Genomic DNA, 21,578 nt, shown 5'->3' on the forward strand with positions numbered 1-21,578 from the left:
GACTGCGCTATACCCCGGCTTGAAATTGGCTCCGTGACCAGGACTCGAACCTGGGACCCAATGATTAACAGTCATTTGCTCTACCGACTGAGCTATCACGGAACTACATATTTCAATTTACAACGGTGAAACTTACTGCTTCCAGTCACTCGTTCGCATCGCTGCGTTCGTGTGTCTGAGGCGCGCTATTCTACAACCTAGAACACCTCTGTCAACCCCCTAAATTGCTTTCAAGTTAATGATTTGCAACTTATTTCAGATTTCAGCTCAGTGAGTTGAAACCGTCTTGGCGACTGACTGCGGGGCGCACTTTACAAGCCTTTTCCTTTGAGTTCAACAGCCTAACGAAAAAAAAGGCCCCACAATGTGGGGCCTGCCAATTTTCATTGGCGTTTGGACTTAGTTGAAAACGATTTCGTCGTTCTCAACCACGCCGGTTGCCGTGTCACCTGGCAGGAAATGCCCAGACAGAATTAACTGCGCCAACGGGTTTTCGATCCAGCGCTGGATCGCACGTTTCAACGGACGTGCGCCATAGACCGGGTCGTAGCCCACCGCAATCAGCTTATCCATCGCTTCCGGGCTCAGTTCCAGCTTCAGCTCACGCTCAGCCAGACGCGTACGCAAGCGACCCAACTGGATCTCGGTGATGCCCGCGATCTGATCCCGCGCCAGAGGCTCGAAGATCACCACTTCGTCGACCCGGTTGATGAACTCCGGCCGGAAGTGCGACGTCAGCGCGTCCATTACAGCTGCACGCTGTGCCTCACGATCACCGACCAGTTCCTGGATCTGTACCGACCCCAAGTTCGAGGTCATCACGATCACCGTGTTGCGGAAGTCCACCGTACGGCCGTGGCTGTCGGTCAGGCGACCATCCTCAAGCACTTGCAGGAGGATGTTGAACACATCCGGGTGCGCCTTCTCGACTTCGTCCAGCAGGATCACCGAATAAGGCTTGCGACGCACAGCCTCGGTCAGGTAACCGCCCTCTTCGTAGCCGACATATCCTGGTGGCGCACCGATCAAGCGAGCCACGGAATGTTTCTCCATGAACTCGGACATGTCGATCCGCACCATCGCCTCTTCAGTATCAAAGAGGAATTCGGCCAGCGCCTTGCACAGCTCGGTTTTACCGACACCGGTCGGGCCGAGGAACATGAACGAGCCGCTTGGACGATTCGGGTCAGACAACCCGGCTCGCGAACGCCGCACGGCGTTGGCCACGGCGACCACGGCTTCTTCCTGACCTATCACACGTTTGTGCAACAGGCTTTCCATCTTCATCAACTTGTCGCGCTCGCCTTCGAGCATTTTCGACACGGGGATGCCGGTCCATTTCGACACAACCTCAGCGATCTCTTCCTCAGTCACCTTGCTGCGCAGCAACTGATTTTCGCTCTTGCCGTGCTGATCGACCATTTGCAGGCTGCGTTCCAGATCCGGGATCACCCCGTATTGCAACTCGGCCATGCGGTTCAGGTCGCCTTTACGGCGTGCCGCTTCCAGTTCCTGACGCGACTGTTCGATCTTCTGCTGAATCTGTGCAGAACCCTGCACCTCGGCTTTTTCCGAGTTCCAGATTTCTTCAAGATCGGAATACTCGCGTTCGAGGCGGACGATTTCTTCCTGGAGTTTCTCCAGACGTTTCATCGCCGCTTCGTCGCTTTCTTTCTTCAGTGCCTGCGATTCCACCTTCAACTGAATCAGGCGACGTTCCAGACGATCGAGCACTTCCGGCTTGGAATCGATTTCCATGCGGATGCGGCTCGCGGCCTCGTCGATCAGGTCGATGGCCTTGTCCGGCAACTGCCGGTCAGTGATGTAGCGATGGCTGAGCTTCGCCGCCGCGATGATCGCGCCGTCGGTGATCGCTACCTTGTGGTGAACCTCGTAACGCTCCTTGAGGCCGCGCAGGATGGCGATGGTGTCTTCTTCGCTCGGCTCATCCACCAGGACTTTCTGGAAACGTCGCTCGAGCGCCGCGTCCTTCTCTATATATTGGCGGTACTCGTTAAGCGTGGTCGCGCCAACGCAGTGCAACTCGCCGCGAGCCAGTGCTGGCTTGAGCATGTTGCCGGCGTCCATCGAACCTTCGCCCTTACCGGCGCCGACCATGGTGTGCAGTTCGTCGATAAACAGAATGATCTGCCCTTCCTGCTTCGACAGCTCGTTGAGCAGCGATTTCAGGCGTTCTTCGAACTCACCGCGATACTTGGCACCGGCGATCAGCGCGCCCATGTCCAGCGAAAGCAGACGCTTGCCTTTAAGGCCGTCCGGCACTTCGCCATTGATGATGCGCTGAGCCAGACCTTCGGCAATCGCGGTTTTACCCACGCCAGGTTCACCGATCAGCACCGGGTTGTTCTTGGTGCGGCGTTGCAGAACCTGAATGGTGCGACGAATTTCGTCATCACGGCCAATCACCGGATCGAGCTTGCCGTCTTCGGCGCGCTTGGTCAGGTCGACGGTGTATTTATCCAGCGCCTGACGCGACTCCTCGTGGTTGGCGTCATTCACCGCTTCACCGCCACGCAGGTTAGTGATGGCGTTTTCCAGAGCTTTTTTGCTCACGCCCTGGCCGAGCAACAACTTGCCAAGCTTGCTGTTCTCGTCCATCGCGGCGAGCAGTACCAGTTCGCTGGAAATGAACTGGTCACCCTTCTGCTGCGCCAGACGATCAGCCTGATTGAGCAGGCGTGCCAGATCCTGCGACATGTTCACGTCGCCAGTCGGGTTCTGGATTTTCGGCAATTGGTCGAGCTCTTTGGTCAGCTCTTTGCGCAAGCTGTTGACGTCGAAGCCCACCTGCATCAGCAGAGGTTTGATCGAACCACCCTGCTGCTCAAGCATGGCTTGCATCAAGTGCGCCGGCTCAATCGCCGGATGATCGTGGCCGACTGCCAACGACTGAGCGTCGGACAAGGCCAACTGTAATTTACTGGTTAAACGGTCTATTCGCATAAGTCACCTTCCTTTTGAGCAGGCCGTACCTAAGAAACCATCCTGAATAAAGAAACCTGCCAGATACCGCTATAGATGCGGTCGATTCTGCAAGATTCAAGCGTCAGAGAGTTGATGCAGATCAGACAGTCTAGCGGGTGAGCCAAACTAAGGAGGCGAAGCGTCCGGTGCGCGAAGCACGGCGATAGGAGAAGAAGCGCGGATCGGTCACGGTGCAGAAACCGCCACCATAAACAGCTGTGACTCCACGGGCTGCCAGACGCAGGCGCGCCAGCAGATAGATGTCCGCCATGAACTTGCCGGCATTGGCGCTCGGCACGAAGGCGTTTGCCGCTTCCGGCAACTGACTGATGAAGACTTCACGAACTTCCGGGCCGACTTCAAAGGCTTTCGGGCCAATCGCCGGGCCGAGCCAGACCAAAACGTCATTAGCCGGAATATCGAGGCTATCGAGCGTCGCTTCAAGGACACCCGCCGCCAGACCACGCCAACCGGCATGGGCCGCCGCCACGCGAGTGCCAGCGCGATTGCAGAACAATGCCGGCAAGCAATCCGCCGTCATCGCCGCGCAGGCAATACCGGGCGTTGCCGTCCAGCTCGCATCAGCGGTCGCAACAATGCCCGGATCAGCATGCGCCACGGTAATCCCGTGAACTTGCTGCAACCAGGCAGGCTGTATAGAGAAGTGTTCGGTGAGACGGCGACGGTTTTCGGCAACGGCCTCAGGACGATCATCAACATGATCGCCCAGATTGAGGCTGTCGAACGGCGCCTCGCTGACACCGCCCTCGCGGGTGGTGACGCAGGCTTTGACGCTGGCCGGCGCGGGCCAGTCCGGCGTCAGCCAGTTCATCCGATGAAGGCCTCGCGATCCTGCTTGAGCAGGGTCAGCAGCCAGACGAAATCTTCTGGCAGCGGCGATTCCCAGCTCATGCGTTCACCGGTCGTCGGATGATCCAGCTCAAGGAAGCGCGCGTGCAGGGCCTGACGCGGGAAATGCTTGAGTGATTCCACCATCGTCGGGTTGGCCGCTGGCGGAATGCGGAAACGACCGCCGTACGCCGGATCGCCGACCAACGGGAAGTTGATGTGCGACATATGTACGCGAATCTGGTGAGTACGACCGGTTTCCAGTTTTACCCGTACGTGGGTATGGGAACGGAAGCGCTCCAGCACGCGGTAGTGGCTGACGGCAGGCTTGCCGCCTTCCATCACCGCCATGCGCTGGCGTTGCTGGCCATGGCGACCGATCGGGGCGTTGATCTTGCCACCGGCCGTTACCACGCCAATCACGATGCACTCATAGATGCGGCTGACGCTGCGACTCTGCAATTGAGTAACAAGCTTTGTCTGCGCCTGAATGGTCTTGGCCACCACCATCAAACCGGTGGTGTCCTTGTCCAGACGATGCACGATACCGGCGCGCGGGACATTGATGATGTCCGGCACGTGGTGCAGCAAGGCGTTGAGCAGCGTGCCATCGGCGTGACCGGCAGCCGGGTGCACCACCAGGCCCGCAGGCTTGTTGATCACCAGAATGTCGTCGTCTTCATAGACGATGTCGAGCTCGATGTCCTGGGCGATCCACTCGCCCTGGGCTTCCTGCTCGGCAGTCAGCTCAAGGATGGCACCGCCGTGCACGATGTCGCGAGGGCGGATGACCGCCCCGTCCACAGTCAGGCGACCTTCTTTGATCCAGGCGGAAAGGCGCGAGCGAGAGTGCTCAGCGAAGAGTTGGGCAGCGACTTGATCGAGGCGTTGGCCGCCCAATTCGGACGGCACCTCTGCGCGAAGTTCAATTTTATCGGACATGCTCTGACTGTGCGTCGGCACAGCTTTTGGTTTCGGCTGCGCGCTTGTGGTTAAATACGGCGTCTTTTGCCCCGAGGCTTTTCAACGGGGCGCTCATCATAACAGGACGGCCCCGCCCAAGACAGCGGCCGTCATAGGGACGCAAGCCGCCATGCAAGTGAAACACCTGCTGCTGATCGCCATCCTCGCATTGACCGCTGCTTGCTCATCGAAGGAAGTCGTAGACGAAAACCTCAGCGAAGCCGAGCTGTATCAGCAGGCTCAGACTGACCTGGACAACAACAGCTACACCAGCGCCACAGCCAAGCTGAAGGCTCTGGAGTCGCGTTATCCGTTCGGTCGCTACGCCGATCAGGCACAGCTGGAGCTGATCTACGCCAACTATAAGAACGCCGAGCCGGAAGCTGCAAAATCCGCCGCCGAGCGTTTTATTCGTTTGCATCCGCAGCACCCGAACGTGGATTACGCGTATTACCTCAAAGGTCTGACTTCTTTCGACCAGGACGTCGGCCTGCTGGCGCGCTTCCTGCCGCTGGACATGACCAAGCGTGACCCGGGCGCTGCCCGCGACTCGTACAACGAGTTCGCTCAGCTGACCAGCCGCTACCCGAACAGCCGCTACGCGCCGGACGCCAAGCAGCGCATGATTTATCTGCGCAACCTGCTGGCAGCCTACGAAATCCACGTGGCCGACTACTACCTGACCCGTCAGGCTTATGTAGCCGCTGCCAACCGTGGTCGTTACGTGGTGGAAAACTTCCAGGAAACTCCATCGGTCGGTGACGGCCTGGCGGTGATGACCGAGGCTTACCAGCGTCTGCACCTGGACGAACTGGCCAACACCAGCCTGGAAACCCTGAAGCTCAACTACCCGAACCACCCTAGCCTGCAAGACGGCCAGTTCGTGCCTTCGGTGGCTGAAGCGGACAACCGTTCGTTCCTGAGCAAGGCGACCCTCGGTCTGATCGAGTCGCGTCCACCGCTGCCGCCGGGCGAAACCCGCGCCAACCAGGACGTGCAGAAGCAGTACCAGGACGCGAAAGATGCGATCCCGAACGAGCTGAAGCCTAAAGACGAAAACGGCGACGTGATCGAAGAGCCGGAGCCAGAGTCGAGCGACACTGACCGTTCGTGGTTCAGCTACATGACCTTCGGCGTGTTCGACTGATCACACCGGATGGACAAAAAAGGGAGATCTCAGGATCTCCCTTTTTTATTGCCGCGCGTTAATAGGCTGTGCGCTTGTCGGGAGCTTGGCTAAACTGCCGGATCATTAGTCGGAAAGCCGCTCATCATGCTTCGTTTATTGTTCTGGATCGTCCTGATTTTCGCCGCTGTCTGGCTGTGGCGTAAATTCAAGGCGCCCGCCGCCAATCAATCCAATCGCGCCCCTCGCGAACAGGACGCCGCGCCGATGGTGCGTTGCGCCCACTGCGGCGTGCACCTGCCGCGCGACCGTGCATTGAGCGTTCAACAACAGTGGTATTGCAGCCAGGCTCACCTTGAGCAAGGCCCGGGCCCCCGTGATCGCTGAGGCCAACGCCGACAGCAAACAGGCTCAGCGCCTGCTGCGCCTTTATCACCTCTACCGTTTAAGCGTCGGCATCATGCTGGTGCTGCTGATCTCCAGCAATATGGACAACCGCCTGCTGACGTCGATTGACGACGATTTGCTGCGCAGCGGCAGTTGGCTGTACCTGGTGCTGAATATCCTGCTGGTGGTGTTCCTAGAGAGCACCCGGCGCCCGGCGCAGTTGTTCAGCCTGGCGCTGGTCGACGTGTTGCTGCTGTGCGGTTTGTTCTACGCCGCCGGCGGGGTTGCAAGCGCCATCGGCAACTTGCTGATCGTTTCCGTGGCGATCTGCAACACCTTGCTGCGCCGGCGCATCGGTTTGCTGATTGCTGCCATTGGCGCGCTCGGCATCGTCGGCTCAAGCTTCTTGCTGAGTTTCAGACATCCCCTCACGGCCAACGATTATCTGCAGGCCGGCACCCTCGGCGCACTGTGCTTTGCCGCCGCTTTGCTGGTGCAAGGGTTAATTCGTCGGCTTGAAGTCAGCGAGACCCTGGCCGAACAACGCGCCAGTGAAGTCGTCGGGCTTGAGGCGCTCAATGCGCTGATCCTGCAACGCATGCGCACCGGCATTCTGGTACTCGACGAGCAACGCCGCGTGCAACTGGCCAATCACAGCGCGCAGACCTTGCTGGCGCGCACACACCTTCAGGGCCATTTGATCGACGACTATTCGCCCGCCCTGGTTGATCGCCTGCAACTGTGGCTGAACAACCCGACCTTGCGCCCACAAAGCCTGAAGATTCCCGGCAACGGTCTGGAATTGCAGCCGAGTTTTATCGCCCTCGAACAAAGCCCGAACCAGCAAACCCTGGTGTTTCTCGAAGACCTCGCGCAAATCGCTCAACAAGCGCAGCAACTCAAACTCGCCGCGCTTGGACGACTGACCGCCGGCATCTCCCACGAAATCCGCAATCCATTGGGCGCGATCAGTCATGCCGCGCAGCTATTGGGTGAATCCGAGGAACTCGATGGCGCCGACCGGCGTCTGACGCAGATCATTCAAGATCACTCCAAACGCATGAATCGAGTCATCGAAAACGTCCTGCAACTGTCCCGCCGCCAGCAAAGCGCACCGCAACGGCTGGATCTCAAGCCGTGGCTGGAAAACTTCGTCAACGAAAGCCGCGAGCAGGCCAATGAACAGCAACAGATTCATCTGCGGATCAATTCAGGGGATTTCACCACGCTGATGGATCCTGCGCAGCTCACGCAAATTCTCGACAATCTGCTGCGTAATGGCTGGCGCCACAGCGCCCTGCTGCACGAACAGGCCGAGGTCTGGCTGGCGTTGTTTGTCGACACCGAAAGCCAACTGGCAGTGCTCGAAGTGCAGGACAACGGCCCCGGCGTGCCCGTCGATGAGCAGGCCCATCTGTTCGAACCGTTCTTCACCACCAGCAGCCAGGGCACCGGCCTTGGGCTTTATCTGTCCCGTGAGCTGTGCGAAAGCAACCAAGCGCGCCTAGACTTCAAACCACGCCAAGGCGGCGGCTGCTTTCGCATCACCTTTGCTCACGGACGGAAACAAAGTTGAACACGAGCCCACGGCAAAAAATTCTCATCGTCGACGACGAACCGGATATCCGCGAACTCCTGGAAATCACCCTGGGACGGATGAAACTCGACACCTTCAGCGCGCGCAATCTGGCTGAAGCCCAAGCGCTGTTACAGCGCGAGCAATTCGATCTGTGTCTGACCGACATGCGCCTGCCCGACGGCACGGGGCTGGATCTGGTGCAGCACATTCAACAACGTTATCCACAACTGCCGGTGGCGATGATCACCGCTTACGGCAGCCTTGAAACGGCGATCAATGCGCTGAAGGCCGGGGCGTTCGACTTCCTCACCAAACCGGTGGATCTCACCCGCTTGCGCGAACTGGTCGCCACCGCGCTGCGCATGCCGGTGGCGGGCGCCGTGTGCACGTCGATTGATCGACGTTTGCTCGGTGACTCCCTGCCGATGCGTAGCCTGCGCAAGCAAATCGACAAACTCGCCCGCAGTCAGGCCCCGGTGTACATCAGCGGTGAGTCCGGCAGCGGTAAAGAACTGGTCGCACGACTGATCCACGAACAAGGGCCACGCGCGAGCCAGCCGTTTGTACCGGTGAACTGTGGTGCGATTCCGTCGGAACTGATGGAAAGCGAGTTTTTCGGCCATCGCAAAGGCAGTTTTACTGGCGCAGTTGAAGACAAGCCGGGACTGTTTCAGGCGGCGAATGGTGGCACCTTGTTTCTTGATGAAGTGGCGGACTTGCCGCTGTCGATGCAGGTGAAACTGCTGCGCGCCATTCAGGAAAAAGCCGTGCGTAGCGTCGGTGGGCAGCAGGAAACCGTGGTCGATGTGCGGATTCTTTGCGCGACGCACAAGGATCTTGATGCGGAAGTGGCTGCCGAGCGGTTTCGGCAGGATCTGTATTACCGGCTCAACGTGATCGAATTGCGTGTGCCGTCTCTGCGTGAACGGCGCGATGACATTGAAGTGTTGGCGGCGCACATGCTCAAGCGTCTGGCCAAGGACACCGGGCAACCGGCGGCACGCTTGCATGCGCAGGCGCTGGAAGCGCTGAAAAATTACCGCTTTCCGGGGAATGTGCGCGAGCTGGAAAACGTGCTCGAACGCGCGCACACGTTGTGCGAGAACCGTACGATCGAGGCTGGGGATTTACGCCTGAGCGAGGGTAATTGCGCGGCGGAAGGCGGGATTGCGGATCTGACGCAGATCGACAATCTTGAGGATTATCTGGAGAACGTTGAGCGGAAGCTGATTTTGCAGGCGCTGGAGGAAACGCGCTGGAATCGCACGGCGGCGGCGCAGCGCTTGAGTCTTTCGTTTCGGTCGATGCGGTACAGACTGAAAAAACTCGGTCTGGATTGAGGGCCCCTTCGCGAGCAAGCCCGCTCCCACAGTTGATCTCGGTTGCTCACGAATGTTGTGTTCACCCTAGATCCAATGTGGGAGCGGGCTTGCTCGCGAAAGCGGCCTGCCAGGCACCAGAGATCAATCTGACCAAATGCGGCCCGCTGGCGCATAAGGCGCCGGATCAATAATCGGCGCACGACCCAACATCACATCCGCAAACAACTGACACGACGCCGGTGCCAGCACCAATCCGTTACGGTAATGCCCGCAGTTCAGCCACAAGCCTTCATACCCCGGCACCCGGCCAATGTACGGAATCCCTTCCGGCGAACCCGGACGCAACCCCGCCCAATGCCCGACCACTTCGGCATCCGCCAGCGCCGGAATCAGCTCGACCGCTGAAGCCTTGAGGCTCTCCAGCGCCACATCGGTCGGCGTTTTGTCGTAGCCTTCATGCTCCAGCGTACTGCCAATCAGAATATGCCCGTCACGCCGCGGAATCGCGTACCGCCCCTTGGCCAGCACCATGCTCGGCAAGAAATCCGCCGCGCACTTGTAGAGAATCATCTGCCCTTTCACCGGTTCGACCGGCAGTGTCAGATCCAGCGTCTTGAGCAGATCACCACTCCATGCACCCGCCGTCAGCACGACCTGATCGGCCTTGATCACGCCGCCGGAGGTTTCGACGCCGATGACCTGCCCACCTTCACGAACAAACCCGCTGACTTCGCACTGTTCGTGAATCGTCACGTTCGGCATCGCTTGCAACGCCGCTTTCAACGACTTTACCAGGCGCGGATTACGTACGTTGGCAACGTCAGCCATGTAGATCGCCCGCGCGAACCCACCGCCGAGTACCGGCACCGCATCGTGCGCTGCCGAGATATCCACAGCCCGCAGCGGCCGGTTTTCACGCTTCGCCCAAGCCAGCGCTTCGGCTTCATCGTCAAGATCCAGCCAGTACAGGCCGGTGGTGTGGACTTCAGGATCAACCCCGGTATCAGCAAACAGACGCTCGCCAAGCTGTGGATAAAAATCCTGCGACCAGTGCGCCAGTGCGGTGACTGCCGGGCTGTAGCGCCACGGGTACAACGGCGAAACGATACCGCCACCCGCCCAGGACGACTCCTGGCCGAGGTTCGAACGATCGAGCAGCACCACGCTGCGCACTTCGGAGGCGAGGTTGTAGGCGGTCAGCAGGCCAATCACCCCGCCACCGACTATCACCACTTGCTGTTGCCTGGTCATGTTTGATCCAACCGTAAAAAAGACAGTGGGCGCAAAAGGCGCCCGAAAGAAAGCGCCTCAGCGGCCCCAGCAATCCTTGGTGGTCAACCCGGTGGTCGCGTTGTTCATGCTTCTGACACCGGTGTTGGTCAGGGTGAAATCCCCGCACTTGTCGGTGGCCATGGTCGTACCGGTTTTACGCGTCGCGGTCAGCAGGAAAGTCTGGTCAGCGATGGTCGGGGTGATGGTGTAGAAATCATTGCCCGTGCTGAGCCCGGTGATGCCGGTGTAGACATTGTTCTTGGTGTAGAAGCGTTCGAGGGACTGCGCCTGCTCCGAGAGTAACGACACCACTTCGGCGCGGCGGCCCTTTTTCAGGTACTCGGTGTAGCTCGGTGCGGCGATGGTGATGACGATCCCGATAATCGCAATCACGATCATGATTTCGATCAGGGTGAATCCGCGGTTGGATCTGCGCATGCCTCAAACTCTCACTTACTGTATTTGTCGCCACATGATACGACGGCTGCCGCCGCCGGGTTTTTCCACCAGTGTGGTGATGCCGCCACTGGAGTCGTTCACGATCTTGCGGGTTGCGCCGTTGACGATGGCGTTCAGGGTCGGAATACCGCCGGTGAACACCACGCCACTGGAAATTGTGTCGTTGCTGTCGACCACGCCATCGGCGTTGGTATCGAGCACCGCGTAGTTGAGCATCTTACCGCTGAACGCATCGAGTTCGACCAGTTTGCCGGTGCCGAAACTGGAGCAGGGATCAGTGGTATCGACGCTGGCGGTGGTAAAAATGATTCGCCCCAGCACCAAACTGGCCTGATTGATCACCCGTTCGCCGGTCAGCGCGCTGTTATACACCAAGGGCAAATACCAGCCCTTCTCCGCCGGGTACGTCGTGTCATTCTGCGAGGTGGTCACGAATTGCCCGGTGCTTCCCGAGAACACGCCCGTCACTGCCTGCGCCTGCAAGCTGCCGATGGTCAATTGCCCGGAACCGCCATCGGCATCCCAAACCGAATAAAACGCCTGCAAATCCTTGTTGGTCTTGTCCGCCGTTTCGTTGAATTTTCCGGTGCCGAAGAAAATCTGTTTGCCGCCGACTGAGTTGTCCGCCAGTAGCGGTTGCGCGGTAATCGGCTGAGTCGCCCCGCCCGCCGTGGTGAATAGCGGTTTGCCGGAAAACGCCACGCCCCAACTGTCAGTCGACGTAGCACTTAAATCGAATTTCCACAGACGCCCTTTCAAGTCACCGCCGTACGCGGCCTGCACGACATTGGAAGAGTTGACCTTGAGCTTCACCGAGGACAAACCGTTGGTGGTTTCCGTGCTGTCGATGACGATTTTCTTGATCAGCGAACCGTCGCGTACATCCAGCACATACAACGCGGCCACGCCAGAATTGCTGCCGTAACCGTTGGAAATAAACGCCGCCCAACGACCGTCGGCCAAGCGTGCCACTTCCGGCCGTGCGTAGGCGTAACCCAGATCATTAAAAGCGTTGGCGGTGCTGGCCGTGTTCGGCGCACTGACCTCCCACAAGGCCTTGATCACATTGCCCGCCGATGCATCAAACAACTGCAGCCCGTAGAACGTTTTACCTCCGGCACCCGTACCACCAATGGCCAGGGTTTTCCAGGCCGTGCCGGACTGCGCGTCGAACACTCCGACTTGCCCGTCGACGAGAAACTTGTGGCTGACGCCATTGATGTAGGTCGGATCAGCAATCAGCCGTAGCGACGGCAACACACTGGACGGCATGTAGGCGTAGCGCCGGGTGCCATTGGCCGAGTTGATGATGTTGACGAAACCGTCGTTGGCATTCACCACCAGATTGGCGTTCATGTTCGCGGCTTTGGTCGTCAGATAAGCGCTGTAAGTGCTATCGCCGGACAAGTCGGCAGCGGTCTTGTCCGTGGGGGCCGCCAGCACCAATGGCGAATTGATGATGTCGCCGAGTAATACGTTGCGAACCTTGAGCCCGGTTTTGTTGGTGCCTTTGCTCCACTCCACCAGATCATTGCCGGTGATTCCGGTGGGCAGACTCTGACTGAGCGTGTTTTGTTGCGCTGGGGAAAAGTTGCCGTAAGCCAGTGTTACGGCGGCATTGCTTGCGGTGTTCCAGGATTGGTAAGTCGGCGTAGTCGTTCCGGGCACGATGGTCGTATCAGTCGTCCAAAGCGTGGTCGACGTATTCACCGCCCCGGAAGACGTGAAGCCGAAAGACTTGATGGTGCCGCGCCAATCCTTGGGGTCGTAACTGGTCTGGAAATAGCTGGTACCGCTCGCCAGCGTGGTGCCGCTGGCGACTCCGCTGCCGCCGGAACCCGCCTTGGAAGTGATATCACTCAACGCCGACGACAGCGCCGCATTCAGCCCCGTGCTGTCCGTCGCCTGATAATACTTGCCCTGCCCATAACTGGCCGCATCCGACAACATGTCGTTGGCCGCTGTGAAACCGACTGTGTAGGTGTTCAAGTTTTGCTTGGGAAAATCCACCGCGTTCCAGCTCTTGCCCGCCGCGTCGGTGCCGGTCGAACGCATGTCGATGTCGAAGGCGAATTTGGCGATGTCGTCCAGATAGAGCGTGTCGCCCTCATTGTCGCCATTGAGGTTATTGCCGTCATTATTGACGCCATCCCAGTTCGGCAATCGACTGCCGCCCAGCGGGTCGTTGGTCGGGAAGGTTCGGTCAAACGTCGGCAAACCATCGGTGATCACCACGCCGTAGTTTTTCTGGCAGCGATACTGAATCGGGCTGGTGTAGGTCGTTGGGGTGCTGTTGTAGTACGGCGCCATGCCGCGCATGTAGCGGGTGATCTCGTAATAGGTTTCCGCCAAGGGCGTGTTGGCCACGGCGCTCAAAGCGTTGATCGATGAGATCAGCGCGTTGTAGTTGGTATCCGCCTGGGCCTGAGTCACGCTGCCGGAGACCGGGGCCAGATCGCTGATCGATCGCGCGATGTATCCGCCATTGCCGGAGTTGTTGCTGGTGGCCGGATTGAAGGTCGACAGCCCCATTCGCAAGGTGCGGTTGCTGGTCACCAGTGCCGTCGATACGTTGCGTGCAACGTTGATCCGGTAATCGTTGGGAATCGCCCCGGTGGTGAAATCGCGGGTGCCGTTATTGATGGCCAGACTGACCACGTAAGAAATGTAATCGCCCGAATAACGCGTGTTGCCGCTGCCCACGGGATCCGGCAGTTTCAGGCACAACGGCGCGATGCTGTTGTTGTAGAACGCATAGGCGCCACCGGAACAGCCGGATGTCGGCAGGCTCGACAGAAAGATCGTGTCACCGGTGATCGCTGTCGAACTCAGACACAAGCCGAGCAAGGCGTTGCATTGTCGTGCGGGTGTGGGATTGTCGGCGGGGTTGAAACCGGACGCATAAATGATGCTGTTCATGCTCCCCGAATCATCGATCAACAGCATCACGTTTGGCGGAACCGCTGCAGCGCTCAACAACGGCGAATCCGACGGCGTGAACGCATAGGCCGGTGCCGTCAGATAAAAGCTCAGCAACAGGCCGAGCAGCAGCGATCCATAGCGCTCAATACTTCGCATAAACACTCTCCACCACGCTGCGCGAAGTGCCGGCGATGCCGACCGCAGTAACCCGATACAACGTTGCCGAGGTATTGCTCGGCACGTTCACCGCCGTGAGTGTGGTGCCAATGTTTTGCACACCATAGAAACCATTGCCGGCCGCGATCCACGTCACCCCTGAGGTGGAATTGAGCCCTGCCGCACTGACCACCGAAGATTCCGCCGGCGGCGCGCATTGCGTCGTGCCGCTGCACACCGCCAAGGCGTAAGTATCGAGTTGCACTGCACTTTCGCCCACCCGCAACGCGGCCTCGGCAGTTTGAAACGACTGATTACGCAAACTCACACTGCCGGCCATTTTTTCCTGCAGGTTGGCGCTCTGCATCGACGACAAACCAATCAGCGTCAGCAGCAACAAAAACACCAGACTGACCAGCAACGCCATGCCGCGCTGGGCCTTCCTGTTGTGCAGAGAAATTCGCATCACCCTGGCCCTCACTGCAAGCGGTTGCGCAAAGCGGCAACCACGTTGAAGGTTTGTGGGGCGACCCGGCTGTTGGGGTCGAGCAGGGTCAGGCTCAGGCGCACACTGCGGATGCGTGCCGGATCGCTGGGGTTGGCGCTGTAAGTTGAAGCGGCCACATCGGTCGCAGAACTCGCCAGGCCGAAGGTGACGGTGAAAGCACTGATGTTGTTCACCAGCACCTGCTGGGTCGGCGTGCCGCTGCCGGTGCCCATGAGTATCTGGTTGTTGCTGAAGCTGTAGATCAATCGGCGAATCGGAAAGGCGATCTGTCCGGTCGCCGCCGTTCGTAAACCGGTATACGCCGTGGCGCTGTTGCGGCAATCGGAGAGCACCGTCCAGGTCGGCGTGCCACCACCGCTGCCGATATCGGCGGTCACCAGCGTCAGTTTGAGGTTGGCGTTATCCCAGCCGATCGGAGCGATCTGCGCGGCATTGAAATCCCCGGCCGTGCTCGAATCGGTAATCGTGCCGAGGCATCCGAACATGCCGACCATGCGAATTTCCTGAATCATTTTGCTCAGCACAAAACGCGCGTCTTCCTGCATCGCGGCGGCGCTGTTCTGGCTGACGTAAGTATTTTTCGCCGCGATGAAAATCTGCACGACACCCAGCACGATGATCAGACCCAGCGCGAGAGCCACGAGCAATTCGATCAGGCCGAAACCCCGATTATTGCGCTTCATGGCGTGGCCACCGGATCGACCGCCGCACGGCTGCTGAGGACGAAACTGCGCGGCGCGCTGGCGGTGTTGGCGGCCCGCGCGTCGCTCCAGTTGATGGTGATGGTGTAAACCCGCTGATTGAGGGTGATGCTGCCGGTGGCGGTCGGCCCGCCGAAAGCGATTATGTTGGTGGTGAAATCGTAGAGATCCTGATCGCGAGCGACGCTGAGATTGCCCGAGGTCGGCGGCGTCACGGTGTAGTCGGCGCCGGAGTTGGCGCGAATGCGATCCATCATGTCGTAGGCGATAAAACTGGCCTGACTGGTCATGCGCGAGCTGTCGGTGTACTTCAGCGCATTCAGTTGCACGGCTGCCGCGCCCAACAGCCCGACGGTCAGAATCAGCAACGCGACCAGCACTTCGATCAGCGTCATGCCCTCCTGTGCGTGTTGACTCCCTGCCCTCATCCGCAAATTCCACCCAATTGAATTCGTCCGTTCAAACACACGTTCAGCGTCCTGCTTTGCGTGCCCAGCGTGTAACTGATGACCACCGCCGTAGTCGGTGCGGCCAGACCGCCGAGATTGTTGAAATCCAGCGCGGTCACTCCAGAGGGTAGCGCCAGAGTGGCGCCGCTGCTCATCGCTGGAACAACCCGCAATACATTCGCCGGCGTGCCAGTACTGTCGTAAACCGCCAATTCACCCGTCCAGACGCTGCCGCCGGCGCTCGGGCGCAAGCGAGTGGTCACGCCACGATCAATCGCTTCGAGCCGGGCGAAATTGATTGCCCGTTGCAGATCGCCCATTTCGGTATCGGCCTTGCTGCTCTGGATCGACTTGGTGAACGCCGGCACGGCGAGGGTAATCAGCACCACGAAGATCGCCATCGCCACCAGCAACTCGATCAGCGTGAAACCTTTTGTACGAAGATCCATCGATGCCCTCCGTTGCCGTCGGCTATACCTGCTTCTACACGCTAGAACATTCAACCGACCCGCGTCGGTTGATTTGCCCTGCGCGGCGTAAGGATCGCGCCGCTCATCACACTCCACGGAGGGAGTTTTCATGACGCAACATGGTTTCAGCCTGATAGAACTGCTTATGGGACTGGCGATCGGCGCAATTGTTCTGCTGTTGGTCAATCCGGCGTTCGCAACGCTGCGCGAATCGAACCAGCGGGATCTGGCCGCACAGTCGCTGCTCGACGGTATTCGCAACGCACGCAGCCTGGCCATCACGCGCAATCAGAGCGTGGTGATTCATGGCATCAACGGTGACTGGAGTCAGGGCTGGCGGATCATTGTGGATATCAGCGGCAAAGGGCCTGCGGACAGCAGCAATCCATTACTGGCAGAACGTGCGAGTGACGCGAAGGTGCCGATTGTCGGCAATGGATCTGTAAGGCGTTATGTGCGTTTCAGCAGTCTGGGACAACCGCTGATGCCCGAACGGGCGTTTCAGGCAGGGACATTACATATTTGCTCGGCTCACGAGCCGGTCAGCCAGCGCCAGGTGGTGTTGGCGGCGACCGGTCGCGTGCGCCTGAGCAGCAAAAGCGCTGAACAGGCGTTGTGTCAGAAAACCAAAAACGTCAGATCGAACGAACGCGCAGCTCTTTCGGCATCGAGAACGTGATGTTCTCTTCGCGCCCGGCCAGCTCATCGGCGCCGGTCGCACCCCAGGCTTGCAGTTGCTGAATCACGCCACGCACCAGCACTTCCGGTGCGGAGGCGCCAGCGGTGATGCCGATACGCTCGACACCATCGAACCAGCTCTCTTGCAGATCTTCGGCGCCGTCGATCAGATAGGCCGGGGTGGCCATGCGCTCGGCCAGTTCGCGCAAGCGGTTGGAGTTGGAACTGTTCGGGCTGCCGACTACCAGAACCACGTCGCACTCGTCGGCCAGTTGCTTGACCGCGTCCTGACGGTTTTGCGTGGCGTAACAGATGTCATCCTTGCGCGGGCCGCCGATGGCCGGGAAGCGTGTGCGCAAGGCATCAATGACGCGACTGGTGTCGTCCATCGACAGCGTGGTCTGAGTAACGAAAGCGAGTTTTTCCGGGTTATGCACCTGCAATTCGGCGACGTCTTTTTCGTCTTCAACGAGGTAGATCGCGCCGCCATTGCTGGCGTCGTACTGGCCCATGGTGCCTTCGACTTCCGGGTGACCGGCGTGGCCGATCAGGATGCACTCACGACCATCGCGGCTGTATTTCGCGACTTCGATGTGCACCTTGGTCACCAGCGGACACGTGGCGTCGAAGACTTTCAGGCCACGGCCAGCGGCTTCGGTACGCACGGCCTGGGAAACGCCGTGGGCACTGAAAATGACGATGACGTCGTCCGGCACCTGATCCAGTTCTTCGACGAAGATCGCACCACGACTGCGCAGGTCTTCAACGACGAACTTGTTGTGCACCACTTCATGGCGCACGTAGATCGGTGGCCCGAAGACTTCCAGGGCGCGGTTGACGATTTCGATCGCCCGGTCCACACCGGCGCAGAAGCCACGGGGATTGGCGAGTTTGATTTGCATGCTGTGCCTCGTGTCTTGCGCGCGAAAACAATGAAAAACCATTGTAGGGATCAGCTCTCTGTGGCGAGGGGATTTATCCCCGTTCGGCTGCGTAGCAGTCGTCGACCTTTCAGCGCATTCATTCAGAATTGCGGTGCCTGGTTCGGGGGCGCTTCGCACCCCAACGGGGATAAATCCCCTCGCCACAAAGGCTCACTCCTACATTTTTACAGCGCTTTAACGGAAATGATTTCCACGTCAAAGGTCAGCGTTTTGCCTGCCAGCGGGTGGTTGAAGTCGATGGTCACTTGCGTGTCGTCGAATTCTTTCACCACGCCCGGCAGCTCAGTATTGGCCGCATCGTTGAAGATCACCAGCAAACCCGGCGACAGCTCCATGTCGACGAACTGCGAGCGCGGGATGATCTGCACGTTCTGCGGGTTCGGCTGGCCGAAAGCATTTTCAGGCTCAACAGTCAGCGTGCGCTTGTCACCGGCCTTGAAGCCGAACAGCGCCGCTTCGAAACCCGGCAGCAGGTTGCCGTCGCCGACCTTGAAGGTCGCCGGGGCTTTGTCGAACGTGCTGTCGACGGTGTCGCCGTTCTCCAGGCGCAATGCAAAGTGCAAAGTGACTTCCGTGTTCTGGCCGATGCGTTGCTCAGCCAATACCTGTTCAGTCATGAACGGCCTCTTCGGTTTTCTTGGTTTTGAACATGTCCAGTGCCAGCATCACCGCGCCAACGGTAATCGCGCTGTCGGCGAAGTTGAACGCCGGGAAGTACCAGCGGTTCTGCCAGTGCACCAGAATGAAATCGATCACATGACCCAGGGCAATGCGGTCGTACAGATTGCCCAGCGCGCCACCCAGCACCAGCGCCAAAGCGACGGCCAGCCAGGTTTCGTTGCGACCCAGGCGCTTGAGCCAGACCACCAGCACCGCACTGACCACAATGGCGATCAGGGCAAACAGCCAGCGCTGCCAGCCGGAGCTGTCCGCGAGGAAGCTGAAGGCAGCGCCGGTGTTGTACGCCAGCGTCCAGCTGAAGTAATCAGGAATGATCACGATCTGCTGGTACATCTCAAGCTTGCCTTCGAAGTAGAACTTGCTGGCCTGGTCAATGACCAGAACCAGCAAACTCAACCAGAGCCAGCTCAACCGTCCGAAACGGCCAACGGCATTAGGCATAGTGACGAACCTCGCCAGCGCCGCTGATGTTGTCGACGCAACGACCGCAGATTTCCGGATGCTCCGGGTTCACGCCAACGTCTTCACGGCAGTGCCAGCAACGGGCGCACTTCGGGAAGGCCGATTTGACGATCTTCAGCTTCAGGCCGCTGACTTCAGTCACGACCGCGTCTTCAGGTGCGCTGACAAAAGGCGCAACACTGGCCGTCGAAGTGATCAGGACAAAGCGCAGTTCGTTGCTCAGCTTGGCCAGATCGGCGCTCAGGGCGTCTTCGGCGTACAGCGTCACTTCGGCTTGCAGGTTGCCACCGACGGCTTTGGCCGCGCGCTGGATTTCCATTTCTTTGTTGACCGCTACTTTCACCGCCATTACGCGCTCCCAGTAGTCGCGGCCCAGTTCAACGTCAGCTGGCAGCTCGGTCAGGCCTTCGTACCAGGTGTTGAGCATGACCGATTCGTTACGCTCGCCCGGCAGGTATTCCCACAGTTCGTCGGCGGTGAAAGCGAGGATCGGCGCGATCCAGCGCACCAGCGCTTCGGAGATGTGGAACAGCGCGGTTTGCGCCGAACGGCGAGCCTTGCTGTTGGCGCCAGTGGTGTACTGACGGTCCTTGATGATGTCGAGGTAGAAACCGCCCAGCTCCTGCACGCAGAAGTTGTGGATCTTCGAGTAGACGTTCCAGAAACGGTATTCGCCGTAATGCTCTTGCAGCTCGCGTTGCAGCAGCAAGGTGCGGTCGACCGCCCAACGATCCAGCGCGAGCATTTCTTCAGCCGGCAGGATGTCGGTGGCCGGGTTGAAACCGCTCAGGTTCGAGAGCAGGAAGCGCGCGGTGTTACGAATACGACGATAGGCGTCCGCACTGCGTTGCAGGATCTGATCGGAAACTGCCATCTCACCCGAGTAGTCGGTCGACGCGACCCACAGACGCATGATGTCGGCGCCCAGGGTGTCGTTGACTTTTTGTGGCGCAATCACGTTGCCCAGCGATTTGGACATCTTGCGGCCAGCTTCGTCGACGGTGAAACCGTGAGTCAGCAGTTCGCGGTACGGCGCGTGATTGTCGATGGCGCAACCGGTCAGCAGCGACGAGTGGAACCAGCCACGGTGTTGGTCAGAACCTTCCAGGTACAGATCGGCGCGCGGGCCGCTCTCGTGACCCATCGGGTGCGAACCGCGCAGGACGTGCCAGTGCGTGGTGCCCGAATCGAACCAGACGTCGAGGGTGTCGCTGATTTTGTCGTACAGCGGCGCTTCGTCGCCGAGCAACTCGGCAGCGTCCATCTTGAACCAGGCTTCGATGCCTTCGACTTCAACGCGTTTGGCGACTTCTTCCATCAGCTCGACGGTACGTGGGTGCAGTTCGCCGCTTTCCTTGTTCAGGAAGAACGGGATCGGCACGCCCCAGTTACGTTGACGCGAGATGCACCAGTCAGGACGGTTGGCGATCATCGAATGCAGACGCGCCTGGCCCCAGGCCGGCACGAACTTGGTGTTTTCGATGGCTTTGAGCGAACGTACACGCAGGGTGTCGCCGCTGGTTGGCTCTTTGTCCATGCCGATGAACCACTGCGCAGTGGCGCGGTAGATCAGCGGGGTCTTGTGGCGCCAGCAGTGCATGTAGCTGTGTTCGATGACGGTGGTGTGCATCAGCGCACCGACTTCGGTCAGCTTGTCGACGATGGCCGGGTTGGCCTTCCAGATGAACTGGCCGCCGAAGAATTCCAGCGACGGCACGTAAACGCCGTTGCTTTGCACTGGATTGAGGATGTCGTCGTTGACCATGCCGTATTTTTTGCAGGTCACGAAGTCGTCTACGCCGTAAGCCGGAGCGGAGTGAACCACGCCGGTGCCAGCGCCCAGTTCAACGTAGTCAGCCAGGTACACCGGCGACAGACGGTCGTAGAACGGGTGACGGAAGTTGATCAGCTCCAGCTCTTTACCGGTGGTGGTCGCGATGACCGAACCTTCGATGCCGTAGCGCGCCAGGCAGGCTTCAACCAGCTCTTCAGCCAGTACCAGCAGCTTGTCGCCGACATCCACCAGTGCGTAGTTGAATTCCGGGTGAACGTTCAGTGCCTGGTTGGCCGGGATGGTCCACGGGGTGGTGGTCCAGATCACGATCGAGGCAGGCTTGCTCAACGATGGCAGACCGAACGCGGCAGCCAGTTTGGCTTCGTCAGCGATCGGGAACGCAACGTCGATGGTCGAGGACTTTTTGTTCTCGTACTCGACTTCCGCTTCGGCCAAGGCCGAACCGCAGTCGAAGCACCAGTTCACAGGCTTGAGGCCCTTGAACACGAAACCGCCCTTGACGATTTCAGCGAGGGCGCGGATTTCACCGGCCTCGTTCTTGAAATCCATGGTCTTGTACGGGTTGGCCCAGTCGCCCAGCACGCCGAGACGGATGAATTCGGACTTCTGCCCTTCGATCTGCTCGGTGGCGTAGGCACGGCACAGTTCGCGGGTCTTGTCCGCGCCCAGATTTTTGCCGTGGGTCACTTCAACCTTGTGCTCGATCGGCAGGCCGTGGCAGTCCCAACCCGGAACATACGGCGCGTCGAAACCCGACAGGGTCTTCGAGCGGATGATCATGTCCTTGAGAATCTTGTTCAGTGCGTGACCGATGTGGATCGTGCCGTTGGCATACGGAGGGCCGTCATGCAGAACGAACTTCGGACGATC

At 59.3% G+C, this 21,578-nt stretch carries 19 protein-coding genes and 1 tRNA gene; 5 read left to right on the top strand and 15 right to left on the bottom strand.

The features are described 5' to 3' along the window. Positions 1 to 26: 26 nt before the first annotated feature. From ACIP1X_RS22940 to rluD, 4 genes are all read right to left on the bottom strand, one after another. Positions 27 to 102: transfer RNA gene (locus ACIP1X_RS22940), tRNA-Asn, on the bottom strand. A gap of 297 nt (positions 103 to 399) precedes the next feature. Continuing rightward, the gene (clpB, locus tag ACIP1X_RS22945; protein ID WP_053123937.1) at positions 400 to 2,964 is read right to left on the bottom strand and encodes an ATP-dependent chaperone ClpB; all 2,565 of its coding nucleotides are present in this window, start codon (positions 2,962 to 2,964) and stop codon (positions 400 to 402) included. Positions 2,965 to 3,094: 130 nt separating this feature from the next. Then, positions 3,095 to 3,817: a peptidoglycan editing factor PgeF gene (gene pgeF / locus ACIP1X_RS22950; RefSeq protein WP_400755267.1), complete on the bottom strand. Its 723-nt coding sequence runs from the start codon at positions 3,815 to 3,817 to the stop codon at positions 3,095 to 3,097. Next, complete coding sequence (gene rluD / locus ACIP1X_RS22955) at positions 3,814 to 4,776, bottom strand: 23S rRNA pseudouridine(1911/1915/1917) synthase RluD (RefSeq protein WP_034153865.1); 963 nt, start codon at positions 4,774 to 4,776, stop codon at positions 3,814 to 3,816. Before rluD ends, pgeF begins: the two co-directional genes overlap by 4 nt. 151 nt (positions 4,777 to 4,927) lie before the next feature. On the opposite strand from rluD, the gene ACIP1X_RS22960 reads away from it, so the two are divergent. The 4 genes from ACIP1X_RS22960 to ACIP1X_RS22975 all read left to right on the top strand — a co-directional run bounded on the left by ACIP1X_RS22960 (position 4,928) and on the right by ACIP1X_RS22975 (position 9,229). Next, the gene (locus tag ACIP1X_RS22960; RefSeq protein WP_053123943.1) at positions 4,928 to 5,944 is read left to right on the top strand and encodes an outer membrane protein assembly factor BamD; all 1,017 of its coding nucleotides are present in this window, start codon (positions 4,928 to 4,930) and stop codon (positions 5,942 to 5,944) included. 126 nt (positions 5,945 to 6,070) lie between these two features. Beyond that, positions 6,071 to 6,310 (top strand): PP0621 family protein, encoded by a 240-nt coding sequence (locus ACIP1X_RS22965; protein ID WP_053123945.1) that lies wholly within the window; start codon positions 6,071 to 6,073, stop codon positions 6,308 to 6,310. Next, positions 6,300 to 7,886 (top strand): sensor histidine kinase, encoded by a 1,587-nt coding sequence (locus ACIP1X_RS22970; RefSeq protein ID WP_400755282.1) that lies wholly within the window; start codon positions 6,300 to 6,302, stop codon positions 7,884 to 7,886. The genes ACIP1X_RS22965 and ACIP1X_RS22970 overlap by 11 nt, the downstream gene beginning before the upstream one ends. After that, positions 7,883 to 9,229, top strand: a complete 1,347-nt coding sequence (locus ACIP1X_RS22975) for a sigma-54 dependent transcriptional regulator (RefSeq protein ID WP_053123950.1) — start codon at positions 7,883 to 7,885, stop codon at positions 9,227 to 9,229. Before ACIP1X_RS22970 ends, ACIP1X_RS22975 begins: the two co-directional genes overlap by 4 nt. 123 nt (positions 9,230 to 9,352) lie before the next feature. On the opposite strand, the gene thiO is transcribed toward ACIP1X_RS22975, so the two are convergent. The 7 genes from thiO to ACIP1X_RS23010 are packed head-to-tail and all read right to left on the bottom strand — an operon-like array spanning position 9,353 to position 16,127. Further along, positions 9,353 to 10,462, bottom strand: coding sequence for a glycine oxidase ThiO (thiO, locus tag ACIP1X_RS22980; protein ID WP_400755269.1), 1,110 nt, complete (start codon positions 10,460 to 10,462; stop codon positions 9,353 to 9,355). 57 nt (positions 10,463 to 10,519) lie between these two features. Next, positions 10,520 to 10,921: a type IV pilin protein gene (locus ACIP1X_RS22985; RefSeq protein ID WP_159815269.1), complete on the bottom strand. Its 402-nt coding sequence runs from the start codon at positions 10,919 to 10,921 to the stop codon at positions 10,520 to 10,522. A 15-nt stretch (positions 10,922 to 10,936) separates the two neighbouring features. Next, positions 10,937 to 14,020 carry a pilus assembly protein gene (locus ACIP1X_RS22990; protein WP_400755271.1) on the bottom strand — a complete coding sequence of 1,028 codons (3,084 nt, stop codon included), beginning with the start codon at positions 14,018 to 14,020 and terminating at the stop codon, positions 10,937 to 10,939. Beyond that, a complete protein-coding gene (locus ACIP1X_RS22995; protein ID WP_400755273.1) occupies positions 14,007 to 14,486 on the bottom strand; it encodes a PilX N-terminal domain-containing pilus assembly protein in 480 nt (159 codons plus the stop codon). Before ACIP1X_RS22995 ends, ACIP1X_RS22990 begins: the two co-directional genes overlap by 14 nt. Before the next feature lie 11 nt (positions 14,487 to 14,497). Beyond that, the gene (locus ACIP1X_RS23000; RefSeq protein WP_400755275.1) at positions 14,498 to 15,211 is read right to left on the bottom strand and encodes a PilW family protein; all 714 of its coding nucleotides are present in this window, start codon (positions 15,209 to 15,211) and stop codon (positions 14,498 to 14,500) included. After that, positions 15,208 to 15,657, bottom strand: a complete 450-nt coding sequence (gene pilV / locus ACIP1X_RS23005) for a type IV pilus modification protein PilV (protein ID WP_053123960.1) — start codon at positions 15,655 to 15,657, stop codon at positions 15,208 to 15,210. The genes ACIP1X_RS23000 and pilV overlap by 4 nt, the downstream gene beginning before the upstream one ends. Beyond that, positions 15,654 to 16,127: a GspH/FimT family pseudopilin gene (locus ACIP1X_RS23010; RefSeq protein WP_400755277.1), complete on the bottom strand. Its 474-nt coding sequence runs from the start codon at positions 16,125 to 16,127 to the stop codon at positions 15,654 to 15,656. Before ACIP1X_RS23010 ends, pilV begins: the two co-directional genes overlap by 4 nt. Before the next feature lie 130 nt (positions 16,128 to 16,257). On the opposite strand from ACIP1X_RS23010, the gene ACIP1X_RS23015 reads away from it, so the two are divergent. Next, entirely contained in the window at positions 16,258 to 16,827 is a 570-nt protein-coding gene (locus tag ACIP1X_RS23015) for a GspH/FimT family protein (protein WP_159815274.1), read from the top strand. Here the strand turns inward: ACIP1X_RS23015 and ispH are convergent. The 4 genes from ispH to ileS all read right to left on the bottom strand — a co-directional run. Further along, complete coding sequence (ispH, locus tag ACIP1X_RS23020; RefSeq protein ID WP_159815275.1) at positions 16,784 to 17,728, bottom strand: 4-hydroxy-3-methylbut-2-enyl diphosphate reductase; 945 nt, start codon at positions 17,726 to 17,728, stop codon at positions 16,784 to 16,786. The genes ACIP1X_RS23015 and ispH overlap by 44 nt on opposite strands. Before the next feature lie 206 nt (positions 17,729 to 17,934). Next, positions 17,935 to 18,372 (bottom strand): FKBP-type peptidyl-prolyl cis-trans isomerase, encoded by a 438-nt coding sequence (gene fkpB, locus ACIP1X_RS23025; RefSeq protein WP_178087437.1) that lies wholly within the window; start codon positions 18,370 to 18,372, stop codon positions 17,935 to 17,937. A 7-nt stretch (positions 18,373 to 18,379) separates the two neighbouring features. Beyond that, positions 18,380 to 18,892 (bottom strand): signal peptidase II, encoded by a 513-nt coding sequence (gene lspA / locus ACIP1X_RS23030; RefSeq protein WP_400755279.1) that lies wholly within the window; start codon positions 18,890 to 18,892, stop codon positions 18,380 to 18,382. Next, on the bottom strand, positions 18,885 to 21,578 hold a 2,694-nt coding region (gene ileS, locus ACIP1X_RS23035), incomplete at its 5' end, for an isoleucine--tRNA ligase (RefSeq protein ID WP_400755280.1). The genes lspA and ileS, both read right to left, overlap by 8 nt.

Source organism: Pseudomonas sp. NPDC088885 (assembly GCF_044750025.1).
Lineage (GTDB): Bacteria > Pseudomonadota > Gammaproteobacteria > Pseudomonadales > Pseudomonadaceae > Aquipseudomonas > Aquipseudomonas rustica.